Source organism: Alteromonas sp. 5NS40-0096, assembly GCF_057544385.1.
The window spans coordinates 1-11,793 of record NZ_BAAJLQ010000005.1 but is presented as its reverse complement, the minus strand read 5'-3'; the positions used below and the strand labels follow the sequence as shown (position 1 = coordinate 11,793).

At 45.2% G+C, this 11,793-nt stretch carries 12 protein-coding genes; 9 read left to right on the top strand and 3 right to left on the bottom strand.

Annotation, left to right across the window (positions count from 1 at the left end):
- Position 1: 1 nt before the first annotated feature.
- The gene (locus AC27G9_RS14995; protein ID WP_487075259.1) at positions 2–928 is read right to left on the bottom strand and encodes an ABC transporter ATP-binding protein; all 927 of its coding nucleotides are present in this window, start codon (positions 926–928) and stop codon (positions 2–4) included.
- 182 nt (positions 929–1,110) lie between these two features.
- Here AC27G9_RS14995 and AC27G9_RS14990 point away from each other — a divergent pair, with 182 nt between their 5' ends.
- The gene (locus AC27G9_RS14990; protein ID WP_487075258.1) at positions 1,111–1,704 is read left to right on the top strand and encodes a carboxymuconolactone decarboxylase family protein; all 594 of its coding nucleotides are present in this window, start codon (positions 1,111–1,113) and stop codon (positions 1,702–1,704) included.
- A gap of 117 nt (positions 1,705–1,821) precedes the next feature.
- On the opposite strand, the gene pdsO is transcribed toward AC27G9_RS14990, so the two are convergent.
- Entirely contained in the window at positions 1,822–2,565 is a 744-nt protein-coding gene (pdsO, locus tag AC27G9_RS14985) for a sortase-associated OmpA-like protein PdsO (RefSeq protein ID WP_487075257.1), read from the bottom strand.
- A 310-nt stretch (positions 2,566–2,875) separates the two neighbouring features.
- Here pdsO and pdsR point away from each other — a divergent pair, with 310 nt between their 5' ends.
- The 4 genes from pdsR to AC27G9_RS14965 all read left to right on the top strand — a co-directional run bounded on the left by pdsR (position 2,876) and on the right by AC27G9_RS14965 (position 7,704).
- A complete protein-coding gene (gene pdsR, locus AC27G9_RS14980) occupies positions 2,876–3,562 on the top strand; it encodes a proteobacterial dedicated sortase system response regulator (RefSeq protein WP_487075256.1) in 687 nt (228 codons plus the stop codon).
- Between the two features lie 5 nt (positions 3,563–3,567).
- Positions 3,568–5,742, top strand: a complete 2,175-nt coding sequence (pdsS, locus tag AC27G9_RS14975; protein WP_487075624.1) for a proteobacterial dedicated sortase system histidine kinase — start codon at positions 3,568–3,570, stop codon at positions 5,740–5,742.
- 304 nt (positions 5,743–6,046) lie between these two features.
- On the top strand, positions 6,047–6,526 hold the full coding sequence (locus AC27G9_RS14970; protein ID WP_487075255.1) for a hypothetical protein: 480 nt from the start codon (positions 6,047–6,049) through the stop codon (positions 6,524–6,526).
- Positions 6,527–6,666: 140 nt separating this feature from the next.
- Positions 6,667–7,704 (top strand): cytochrome-c peroxidase, encoded by a 1,038-nt coding sequence (locus tag AC27G9_RS14965; protein WP_487075254.1) that lies wholly within the window; start codon positions 6,667–6,669, stop codon positions 7,702–7,704.
- Between the two features lie 114 nt (positions 7,705–7,818).
- Here AC27G9_RS14965 and AC27G9_RS14960 read toward each other — a convergent pair whose 3' ends face one another.
- On the bottom strand, positions 7,819–8,295 hold the full coding sequence (locus tag AC27G9_RS14960) for a DoxX family protein (RefSeq protein ID WP_487075253.1): 477 nt from the start codon (positions 8,293–8,295) through the stop codon (positions 7,819–7,821).
- Positions 8,296–8,493: 198 nt separating this feature from the next.
- On the opposite strand from AC27G9_RS14960, the gene AC27G9_RS14955 reads away from it, so the two are divergent.
- From AC27G9_RS14955 to AC27G9_RS14940, 4 genes are all read left to right on the top strand, one after another.
- Entirely contained in the window at positions 8,494–9,123 is a 630-nt protein-coding gene (locus AC27G9_RS14955) for a methylamine utilization protein (protein ID WP_487075252.1), read from the top strand.
- A 16-nt stretch (positions 9,124–9,139) separates the two neighbouring features.
- On the top strand, positions 9,140–10,351 hold the full coding sequence (locus AC27G9_RS14950) for a hypothetical protein (RefSeq protein WP_487075251.1): 1,212 nt from the start codon (positions 9,140–9,142) through the stop codon (positions 10,349–10,351).
- Positions 10,352–10,360: 9 nt separating this feature from the next.
- Positions 10,361–10,606 carry a Rho-binding antiterminator gene (locus AC27G9_RS14945; protein ID WP_487075250.1) on the top strand — a complete coding sequence of 82 codons (246 nt, stop codon included), beginning with the start codon at positions 10,361–10,363 and terminating at the stop codon, positions 10,604–10,606.
- 242 nt (positions 10,607–10,848) lie between these two features.
- A complete protein-coding gene (locus AC27G9_RS14940; protein ID WP_487075249.1) occupies positions 10,849–11,724 on the top strand; it encodes an acyl-CoA thioester hydrolase/BAAT C-terminal domain-containing protein in 876 nt (291 codons plus the stop codon).
- Positions 11,725–11,793 lie beyond the last annotated feature (69 nt).

Genomic DNA, 11,793 nt, shown 5'->3' with positions numbered 1-11,793 from the left:
ATTACTGTTCTCCCCCGTTGCGGCCTGACTCAACTAAACGAACAAACAGTTCTTCGAGACGATTGGCTTTGTTTCGCATACTCATAACCTGCACACTTTGCTCAGTGAGCTGCTGAAATACCCCGTTCATACCTTGGTCTTTCTCGACATCAACTTCTAATGTGTGTTCATCCAACATTCTGGATTCGAAACCTTCAATTGTTGGAGTGAAACCTGGCGTTTTTAAATCCAGTACAAAGGTTTCGATGTTCAACTTAGACAATAAATCTTTCATCGTCGTATTCTCGACGATTACACCTTTGTCGATAATAGCGATGTTTCGACACAGCATTTCGGCCTCTTCCAAATAGTGCGTCGTTAAAATAATGGTGATGCCTTGGTTATTGATTTCTTCTAAGAATTTCCACATCGAGCGTCGAATTTCAATATCAACACCGGCAGTTGGTTCATCCAGTATCAGTAGCTTAGGTTCGTGCATCAGTGCTCTAGCAATCATTAAACGGCGTTTCATTCCACCCGATAGCTCACGAGCTCTGGCGTTGCGTTTTTCCCACAAGTCGAGTTGCTTGAGGTATTTCTCAGCGCGAACTTTGGCAATGTTACGAGGCACGCCATAGTAACCCGCTTGGTTTAAAACGATTTGCAGCAAGGTTTCAAATTGATTGAAATTAAATTCTTGCGGCACCAATCCTATAAACGACTTGGCGAGTTCTTTTTGTGTGGTCAAATCGTGTCCGAAAATATTGACCGTACCTTCGGTTTGATTGACCAAAGAGCTCACGATACCAATGGTCGTTGATTTCCCTGCGCCATTTGGTCCGAGCAATGCGAAAAAGTCGCCTTGTTCGACAACGAGGTCGACACCTTTGAGCGCCTGCGTTCCGCCATCATAGGTTTTTTTGAGTTGCTGAATATCTAATGCTTTCATTGCACCATCCGGTGATTGTGAGTTGCTGTGCGGTAACTAAGGTGATAGAAATAACGACCAAGCCATTTGCTTAACAAGTTATTAACACAACTAGAATTTTTCAAACTCCGTAGAGGTGTTGTCATTTTGCCACATTTCAACCCCTACACTCTATTAAAACGATAAAACGACAAGAGGAATTTATGGCACATTTATCTCCACTCCCTGCAGAGACTACTCCAGAACTGGCCGATGACTTTGCAATTTTCGAACGCATTCTTGGTTTCGTGCCAAATAGCTTGCTCACTATGCAGCGTCGACCAGATATCGTAAAAGGGTTTGGCGTACTGACGAATGCCGTTATGTCTCCTGAGGGCAGCGTGGATTTGGGTTTCAAACGCCTTCTAGCACACTTTGCTAGCCGTGCTGCGGGTTGTCAGTATTGCGAGGCGCATTCATTGATCGCTGCTGGTATTCACGGGATCAGCGATGAAAAAATTGCTGCTGTATGGGAATACCAGTCGAGTCCGCTGTATAGCGACGCTGAGCGCGTTGCCCTCGATTATGCGCTGGCCGCAGGTAGTGTACCTAATGCCGTTGATGAGCCTCTTATGGTGAGAATGAAGCAACATTGGCAAGAAGATCAAATTGTCGAGATTTTAGGGGCGATTTGTTTGTACGGCTTCTTAAATCGTTGGAACGACTCAATGGCGACAGATTTAGAAGAAGCCCCGACAGAGCTTGGCGATAAGGTGCTCCGTCAGGGCGGTTGGACAGGCGGTAAACATCGGGATTAGACCGCCTTTTGGGGGAACGCTGGTGTAGTAATAAAAAACAGTAGGTGAGGCAGGAGGAAGGGTTCACCTACTGCGCGCCAGCATCGCGCAACCTTATCGACGAGTTGTTAGGCTAGCCTAGCGACTCGCCGTTAATGCGTTGGGGCTATCGGCAATTTGCACTACCACTTTTCGGTCAAAGAACGCTGACTCGCCTTTGACTCCTGAGCTTTGGTCCTCACCTAAAGCCAGAGTGAGTATTTGCTCACTATTTACCCCTTTATCAACAAGGTAAGCTTTGACGCTAGTCGCTCGCTGCATTGATAACGTCTTGTTGTATTGCGCGTTACCTCTGTGGTCAGCATGGCCAATGAGTCTGACTTTCAGTTGATCATGGCGTTTCATCGCTGACGCAATGAGGTCGAGTTGGGGCTTGTAAACGTCCTCTACCTCTGCCGAACCCGTTTTAAACTGCACATTGGTTTCAATTGCCAAAACACGTTCTGTCGGTGACGACTCCATTGCCACATGGGTAGCTTTTACTTGTTGCTGCATGCTTTCAATCGCGTCATGCATGGCAAATAGTTCCTTCTGCGCGCTTGATAACGCTTGTTTGGCCGCGACTAACTCCATTTCACTGTGTTTTAACTCTTCTTCTTGCAATACGTCGTTGCCAATCATGGCGCCAAAGATCCCACCCACCGCGGCGCCAATCGGCCCAGCGATAACTGCACCGACAAGGACACCCGAGCCCATGCCAATCGCAGGGGTATATTCAGACTTAGTATCGTTTTCTTGCGTGTGAGTGTTGGCAAGAGCATGACCACTTAATGAAGTCACAATGGCAGTAGCGATAATGGTGTTAACTAATGTTTTACGCATGATGTGTTCTCCCGTGAATTGCGTTTACGGGATTAATTAAACGAGAACAATCTGGCAATGTTGAGGAAAGCTAGAGCCAATGTAACGATACTAAAAGGCAGATTAGCAATGTATATTCGACGTGCGCAAAATGCGTAGAAACACCCGCAAGCCCAACAAAAGTGCATGATTTAAATCATGATTTAGCATTTATTCTCGATAGAAAATGGCAAGAATATGGCGATCATGGGGATTTTCTGCCTCCTTTGCCTCATTTTTGACATTCTGAGGTATGATGAATCCCATAGTAAAGAAGTGAAGGATATCGGTTATGCCCAAGGTGATTGCATTAGTAGAAGACGATGCAGCAATCAGAGAAAACTATAAGGCTGCTTTATTAAGCCAAGGCTACGAAGTTCGCTCTTTTAGTGACAGGCCTTCAGCTTCCCAAGCGTTTAGCGAGTCGCTGCCAGATCTCGCCATTATCGATATTGGTTTAAACGACGAAATGGAAGGAGGTTTTGTGTTGTGTCAGCAGTTGCGCCAGCTTTCTCAGTCTCTTCCCATCATATTTTTCACAGCACGAGACAATGATGTCGATACCATTAGTGGATTGCGAATGGGAGCCGATGACTATCTGACGAAGGACATAAGCATGGCGCATTTGTTAGCCAGAATTGCTGCCTTGTTTCGCCGTGTGGATTTGCAAACTAAGCCTGTCGCTCAAAGCGATGAAATTAAAATCGGCCATTTGAATGTCGATATCAATCGCATGACGGTGACATGGAAACAGCAAGAGGTTGCCCTCACCGTCACTGAGTTTTGGATGCTTCACGCATTGATTAAACGCCCCGGGCACGTAAAAAGTCGCCAGCAACTAATGGACGAATCACAAATGGTTGTAGACGATACAACGATAACCAGCCATATCAAACGTATGCGTAAAAAATTCGTCCAATTGGATGCTACATTCGACCACATTGATACGGTTTACGGCATGGGCTACCGCTGGCAATAATCATGTTGAATATCAGATTGTCCATTCGCGTTCAGCTGTTGTTACTTTCATTGTTCTTGTTTGCTATCCCCTGGCTTGGTTATAAATATGTCTGGGAACTAGAAGAATATTTAAGGATAGGGCAAGAACAAACCATGATAGGTACGGCTAGAGCAATCGCTACCGCGCTTCATGAACAACCTGCACTATTTGACAATCAATCCGCATACCTACAAACCGTCAGACCGGGAACCGATCTTTACGCTCCACCTATTGACGTCCCAATCCAGCTCGATGGTAGCTTGAGTGATTGGGAGAGCGTATGGCCACTGGTTCAACGTTATGACGACAACAATGTGGTCCATTGGTTTGATGACTCCTTTCCTCGCCCCGATATCAGCTTGTCATTTGAACACATGGTAGGTCGATATGGTGCGTATCTTTATGCCATGTTTTCGGTACGTGACGACATCACAGTTTGGCGACGTCCCAGTTCGCTTTCTGTAGATAAAAGTGACCACTTACTTATTGGTCTTCTCAATGAAAACGGCGATTTGGAGAGATATGTTATTTCGCCCTATGGCTCTGGATGGGTCAACGCTTATCACCTCGATCAGGTGCAAAACACATATCGCGCCGTTGACAATGAATTGCGTATTCAAGGGCATTGGCGTCAAACTGATTCAGGTTACAATATTGAACTTAGGTTTCCCTTGGAAATGACATCGGGGTCTCTCGCCTTTGCCTTGATTGACGTTGATAAACCCATTGAGCGTAACAAACGCTATGCCGTGGGTACAGCCAACCCGAACAAAACCGACGCACTCGGTACCGTTCTAACACCATCTCCAGAAATTAAACGAGTACTGTCGGGGCTGAAATACGCGGATTCTAGGGTCTGGGTAGTAGACAGACACAAACGCGTGTTAGCGAAAGCAGGTGACATACAGTCAGCTAATGGTATCAACGTTAGATTCAGAACCCCGCCCAAAGACACCCTGTGGAATCGCATCGAACAAGATTATTTACTGCCGCTTTACTATCAGATTTTGACCAAGCCACCGGCCGATTTTGTTGATGAACTGGAAGGAGCATACGCTTTAGTTGGTCGGGATATTTCAAGTGCGCTGAATGGAAAAGCGGATTCGTTGTGGCGGTTATCGCCAGACAACAAAGCGGTTGTGTTATCTGCAGCTTATCCGATTTTCATTGATGATGTCGTGCGCGGTGCGGTTATCGTAGAGCAAACGACAAACGGAATACGAACGCTGAGAAACCGAGCGCTTGAAGAACTCTTTCACGTTATTCTAGCCGTTATGCTACTGGGAACACTCAGTTTGCTGTTATTTGCTAATCGTATATCAAGCCGAATCCGCCGTCTTCGCGATAGTACTGAGGCGGTAATCGATGACAACGGCAAGATTATCGGTGAACTTCCAGTGGTTACACAAAAAGATGAAATCGGTGACTTGTCTCGCTCATTCAGCACTGTGCTAAGCCGCTTGCAACAATACAATTCTTATCTGGAAAATATGGCCTCTCGTTTGTCACATGAGTTGCGTACACCAATTGCCATCGTCAGAAGTAGCCTAGATACCTTGGGCCATGTCAAAGAACCTGAGCAACAATCTCAGTTTATCGAGCGCGCGCAGTCTGGGCTAAACCGATTGAGTAATATTCTCAACAGCATGAGCGAAGCCACACGATTAGAGCACGCCATTGCACAAGAGGACAGTGAACAGTTTGATGTGGTAAAAGTCCTGACTGGCTGTGTTGAGGGCTATCGACATGCCTACCGTGAGCGACAATTTGTTGTCAAAGAATCGACGAGCCAAGCCATTGTATTAGGGTCAGATGAACTGTTTGCTCAGATGCTTGATAAAATCATTGCTAACGCCGTTGAGTTTAGTGAACAAGGCGACGTGATTTCTGCTCATGTTTGGCAAGACGCCAAACAATTGCACCTCTCTGTTACCAACCCAGGACCATTGCTACCCGACGGTATGAAAGAACAACTCATTCACTCGATGGTTTCGGTTCGCCCCGATAAAGGCAATCAGCATAATGATGACCCTCACTTAGGTCTCGGCCTATACATCGCCCAAATGATCGCGAGTTTTCACAAGGGTAATATAACGCTGTCAAACCTACCTGATAACACTGGCGTTTGTGTTGTCATCAGTCTACCCATTCACTCTTGAGCTAATGCGAGTGGCAGTCGCCCCTTTGATCGAAACAGGGGCGGCTTGGTTTCCAACCGATTTTTATTATCCTAAAGTTGTAACCGCATGAATTTCATATTTTTTATTCACTACTATGCTTGAAGTTATAAACAAAAACGTGATTTCGAGCATCGTGATAGCGAAAAATACAACGCCGAAATTTTGTTCGGCATGCCTCGGTCACTTAATGCAATCGCAATGTGGAGTGTGAAAACACACCACTTGCCACGCAATCTAAGACACTGCCCCTTTATAGGTAGTGACGACAACAGGAGTGACAATAATGAAACGGTACATCACGAAAAAGAATATCATCGGCGTAATGGTGCTCTACATCAGCATTGTTTTCTTAAATTCTTTACGCTTCAAATTCACTAACGACCCAGAGACGCAGCATATATTTGGTACATTGGATTTGTGGGCATCGGACACTTTCGGTATCGAAGGTCTATTTAATCCCGGTGGTCTTTTTAGCGCAGTGACTATTGGCTCAGCAGAATTGGTTGCGTCATTTATTCTATTGACCGGCTTGTTTACTGCCAGAAAGATTCTAATCCCCCTAGGTGCCGCCATGGCAATGGGCATAATGACAGGTGCGATTTCATTCCACCTGTTTACTCCACTGGGCGTAGAAGTCATTCGTGCTGATGGTCAAGGTGATGGAGGCGCGCTGTTTAGCGCGGCCGTTGGAATATGGGTAGTATCGGGGATCTTGTTATTTTTACACAAAGAACTAGTCATTAACCTTTTTCAAAAAGACTAAATTCTCATTTGCGGTGATATGCGAGGGGCATATCGCCGTTTTTATCTCTTGTGCCGATTAGACCCACCAATTTTTTCGATTTTCTTTTGTTAAAGACGACAGCAATACTTGCCCTATGATTTTGCGATGATTTGCGCTTGATGTTTGTGCAATTAGCAAAGCTCAACCTTGGCGATGGACGACTAACATTGAAGATCAAAATTTCACTTTGCTTGCTGGCGCTTAGCCATGTATTACCCTGTACATCAAGTGCAGCCACCACAGACATTAACAACACTGAAATTCGTCAAAAGGCGAAAGTGTTCGGCACTATTCCCGAGCGAATGCCACACAGCGGTGCAGACACGGCGCAACAGATAGCGTTGGGTAAAATGCTGTATTTCGAAACGGCACTGTCGGTGAATCGAACACAATCTTGCAATAGTTGCCATAACCTACTCAACGGCGGTCATGGTGTAGATCACCTGAAAACCCCCACTGGTGCAACGGGCGTTATCCTTAGACGCAACGCGCCCTCGACATTCAACGCGGGTTTCCAGCATGCTCAGAATTGGGATTCTGTCGTCCCCACCCTTGAAGCGCAGGCACAACGCGTTTTACTTAGCCCAGATGAAATGGCCTTGCCATCTGAAGCTGTAGCCGTACAAAGAGTAGAGGATAAGTACTTGGCTGCCTTTGAGAAGGCATTTCCGAACTCGCCAGATCCGGTTTCATTCGCGAATATTGCCGCTGCACTTGCAGCTTTTCAACGTACCCTGATTACCGAAGACAGATTTGATCAATTTATTGCGGGTAACGATAACGCGTTAACAATCACAGAAAAGAAAGGCTTTTTACAATTTTTGCGTAAAGGATGCGCGGCCTGCCATTCAGGCCCGATGATGGGTGGCCAGTTTGACATGAAGATTGGCTTAGTTGTTCCCTACCCTAACACGCAAGACAAAGGCATTGCTGAAATCACTGGACGACAATCACACGAGTATCTATTCAAAGTGCCAATTTTGCGTAATGTGGCCAATACATGGCCGTATTTTCACGATGGCCAAGGGAGCTCGCTGGAAGACGCCGTCTTTCTCACGGGTTGGCATCAATTAGGGCAAAAAATGAATGATCAGGAAGTCACTGAAATCAGTGCATTCCTACGCAGTTTGAACAATACAAAGCCCTACAAAGACTAAGGAGTGCTCACACGCAAACTCAGCCTGACGCCAAAGCTACAAGAATAGCAATAAATAACAGACCTCAAACGATAAGAGAGCAGAGTTTACGTGCTCTGCTCTCGCAATATTGCGCTATGCGTTGGCAAGTTCTGGGGATGCCTTGCTTACGCTTGAGACAATCACATTATCCAAAGCCAATCGGCCAGCGCCTGATATGAGCAATGAAACTGACATCCCAAAAAGTGCTAGCCCGAACTCATATCCATTACTTGCCATGAAAAAGCCATTCTCGAAGTGCACAGCAAAAATGGCAACAACCATAGTGAAAGCGGTAACGATTGCCGTTGGTCGCGTCAATAGTCCAGCGATAAGGAATAAGCCACCAAAAAATTCAGCGCTCCCTGCCAATAAAGCCATTAAATAACCCGGTTCCAAGCCAATTGATGCCATCCACTGTCCAGTACCTTCCAGTCCATATCCTCCGAACCACGCAAACAACTTTTGAGCGCCATGAAGCGCGAAAGTCAAACCCGCAATTACGCGTAAAACGACGGGAGCGAAACCTGCAGAGCCATTAGAAAAAAGTAACGATGTAAGTTGAGCAGCCATAATAATATCCTCATAAAGTAAACCAATGCTTCAGTAACTGAAATATTATTATCTAAATTAAAGAACGTAAATACGTTAAAATATACAATTAAATCCTAATTTATAGAATGAATTAAATTTTAAGGTGCTTTAATGTCACACTGTGAAAGCTTTTAAAGTGCTATCCTTTCTATTATTTAAAAAGTCTCGGAGAAAACTATGCGAACTACGCTAGTCATTGCTAGCTTGTTAGCGTTTGGGGTGAGTCCAGTATTGGCTGACGATGTAAACATTACTGTTATCGGTAGTGATGGCAAGCCAGTAGAAGGGGCTGTTATTACACTGAATTCACCAGCGGCAAGTGCACTACCGACTGACCAAAAGCAAGCCATCATGGACCAAGTTGATAAACAGTTTACACCCCATGTACTTGTGGTTCAGAAAAACACCGAGGTGGCCTTTCCCAATTCAGATTCCATTCGCCATCATGTTTATTCGTTTTCTCCAGCGAAGCGTTTTGAATTAAAGTTGTACAAAGAGTTTGAAGCAAAGCCTGTTACCTTTGAAGAATCAGGGTTAGTCGAAATTGGCTGTAATATCCATGATTGGATGGTGGGGTACATTTTTGTCGCAGACTCACCCTATTTTGCGAAAACTGGCATCGATGGCGTCGCAACTATAGACGTACCAAGCGATGACTATGAAATCACTTTTTGGCATCCCGCCGCTTCTTTTGAAGACAATGAGAAAGTCTATTCATTGAAGGCGTCTGAAAAAATGAAAACAATTCAACTCGAAGATGAACTTATAGAGGGGTTGGACTTCTCTACTGGTTTTGAAGAGTATTAACTGGGTACTGAGATAGATGTATAGACTAATATCGATAACCACAGCTTTATTGTTTTCTTCCATGGTTCATGCCGAGGTACAGGGTTTGTTCCGCTTAAGTGGCGTAAACGCTACGGGCCCTGACAGTTACCAAGACGATGGTTCGGGTACTTTCAGGTACACGGGAACAGATCTCGTACTATCGCAGGCAGTCATAACTGGCGACTTTGATTTAGGTGCAGATTTTAGTTTTCACGGCGTAGCCAATGGTTATTCAGATGGCGAACAACAACTTGGTTTCACGCAGGCATATGTTAAATACCAGCCACTGATGGCAGGAAAAGCCAAAGTGAGTGCAAAGGCAGGCTTTTTCTACCCGGCCTTATCAGTCGAAAATACCGACATTGGATGGTTGTCCTCGCACTATTTAACAAACTCAGCCATCAACAGCTGGATTGGCGAAGAGTTACGCACTGCAGGGCTTGAATTAACGGTAAAACTGCCGGGTAGACAAAGACGTAGCCCATGGAGCTGGCAGTTCAATGCAGCAGGCTTCAAAGCCAATGATACCTTGGGAGCGCTTCTCACTTGGCGCGGTTTTGCTCTACACGATAGACAAAGCCTCAATAACGATGAAGTTAACTTTGCCCCTTATCCTGCGGTGATAAACCCAGAAATTCTCAATAGCCCCAGTTGGAATCAACCTTTTCATGAAGTAGACGGTAAGTGGGGGTTCTACGTAGGGGCACAAGCCAACTATCTGCGAAAGTTCGACATCCGATATTACTATTATGACAACTTAGCAGACTCCAATGTAGTAAATGATGAGCGGCTATACGCTTGGCGCACCAAATTCCACTCACTCGCCGCTCGCTACATGTTAGGGAATGGGCTAGAGCTATCTGCTCAATTCATGCATGGTGATACCATGATGGGCTATAAACTTGTCTATGCTGACTACACAGCAGGTTTCTTATCTTTAACTAAGACGTGGCAAGACCACAAATTTTCGGCACGAATAGAACGCTACCTAGTCTCAGAAGACGAGCTTGATATGGTACCTGAAGATATCAATTCTAGCGCCGGTAATGCACTCACGTTGAACTGGACTTACAGTGTCAATGAGCATGTTCAAATCGCGCTTGAGGGCACTATCAATAAGAACCGAGTAGATAACCGTGTGACAATCGGAGAAGATCCAGAAGATACGGCGACACTCACTCAAATAGCAGCGACGTATCGCTTCTAGGGAGACAACATGTTGAAATGTGACTTACATGATTACTTAGAAATCGCTGCCATGTTCAACATCCCAGTAGCGCTTACTAGTGAGTCCGGTAAACGTCTAGAAGGTATCATTGCCGATATTTTCGTCGACGCCGAGCGACAAGAAAGCGTTAAACTGGTAGATAAGGGGAATTCTGAAGTCGTCCCAACCAACGCGTTGGTCTCCATGAAAGCCCTTGTAAACAACACGCACTTCGATGAAGTGAGTTTCAAATAAACTAAACGGCATTGTGCAAAAATACACCTAGTCTACTTTACATAGGCTAGGCTGCACTTTGTCGAAACTTTCTATCGCTCCACACCTTCGACATCAATTTTATTTTTTTACCGCCTTAGACGTGGATTTGATGACCTAAGGTGATGCCGCCTATCTGATAAAGATTCGCCCTTTTTAAAACTATTTTTTGCTCGCACTCGACTTATGTAACTTCAGTTACCAATTTGTATTAAGGAATCCACATGAAGGTTACATCTGTTGCGCTTTGGCTATGGGCAGGCCTGACGACAATGACAGCAATTGCACTAGACAGCCCGACACCCGTTGAAACCCAGGATTTTGACGGGGACTATTACGCCGCCGCCAATGCGGATCAATACGGAATAATAGTATTGACGGGGTCAGCTGGAGGCAAAAACACTTTTATGGCGAAGAAGCTCAGTGCCTTGGGTTACCCCGTGCTTTCTCTTGCTTATTTCGATTGGGATAGCAAAACAGCGCTACCTAACTCATTAGAGCTTATCCCACTTAATTATCTTAAAAAGGCAAAAGAATGGTTAATGCGTAACCCAAATACTCGCAACGACGGTGTTGTTGTCTATGGTGTATCGAAAGGGGCTGAGTTGGCATTATTGCTCGCATCGCTCGATAGTGACTACAAAGGAGTCATTGCTACAGCGCCAAGCGCGGTAGTTTGGAATGGTATTCCTCAAAATCCAGGTAACGATTATTCTGAAGTATCCTCGAGTTGGCTTTTTGAAGGCGAGCCTGTCGATTACATTCAGTATGTCCATAGAGAACCGTTCAGAAAAGAAGGGATAACTATGCTTGATTGGCATGCGGCATCTATTCAAGCCGCCGACAATTTTGCCTCAGCTCGCATCAAAGTAGAGCACATAAAAGGCCCGTTACTTTTATTTTCTGGGGGAAAGGATACTGTTTGGCCCTCAGTACAAATGGGTAACAGCATTTGCGCCATTGCAAACTTGGCCAATAGTGCAAATACATGCAAACACGTGATTTATGAGACCGCTCCTCATTTACTCGGCGACTACGGTCCTGATGCACGCTTGGAAATGGAGAGATTTCTCAAGGCCATAAATAAAAATAGTCATTAATCTCCAATTAAGTTTTGCGTAAAAATCTAGTGTAGTTTGAGAGATGAAAAACAAAAAAGGCGCTCAATA

Bases quoted from the DNA above. Each gene is read 5' to 3' on its own strand.
- AC27G9_RS14995 (WP_487075259.1), bottom strand. From the start codon at position 928: ATGAAAGCATTAGATATTCAGCAACTCAAAAAAACCTATGATGGCGGA.
- AC27G9_RS14990 (WP_487075258.1), top strand. From the start codon at position 1,111: ATGGCACATTTATCTCCACTCCCTGCAGAGACTACTCCAGAACTGGCC.
- pdsO (WP_487075257.1), bottom strand. From the start codon at position 2,565: ATGCGTAAAACATTAGTTAACACCATTATCGCTACTGCCATTGTGACT.
- pdsR (WP_487075256.1), top strand. From the start codon at position 2,876: ATGCCCAAGGTGATTGCATTAGTAGAAGACGATGCAGCAATCAGAGAA.
- AC27G9_RS14970 (WP_487075255.1), top strand. From the start codon at position 6,047: ATGAAACGGTACATCACGAAAAAGAATATCATCGGCGTAATGGTGCTC.
- AC27G9_RS14965 (WP_487075254.1), top strand. From the start codon at position 6,667: ATGTTTGTGCAATTAGCAAAGCTCAACCTTGGCGATGGACGACTAACA.
- AC27G9_RS14960 (WP_487075253.1), bottom strand. From the start codon at position 8,295: ATGGCTGCTCAACTTACATCGTTACTTTTTTCTAATGGCTCTGCAGGT.
- AC27G9_RS14955 (WP_487075252.1), top strand. From the start codon at position 8,494: ATGCGAACTACGCTAGTCATTGCTAGCTTGTTAGCGTTTGGGGTGAGT.
- AC27G9_RS14950 (WP_487075251.1), top strand. From the start codon at position 9,140: ATGTATAGACTAATATCGATAACCACAGCTTTATTGTTTTCTTCCATG.
- AC27G9_RS14945 (WP_487075250.1), top strand. From the start codon at position 10,361: ATGTTGAAATGTGACTTACATGATTACTTAGAAATCGCTGCCATGTTC.
- AC27G9_RS14940 (WP_487075249.1), top strand. From the start codon at position 10,849: ATGAAGGTTACATCTGTTGCGCTTTGGCTATGGGCAGGCCTGACGACA.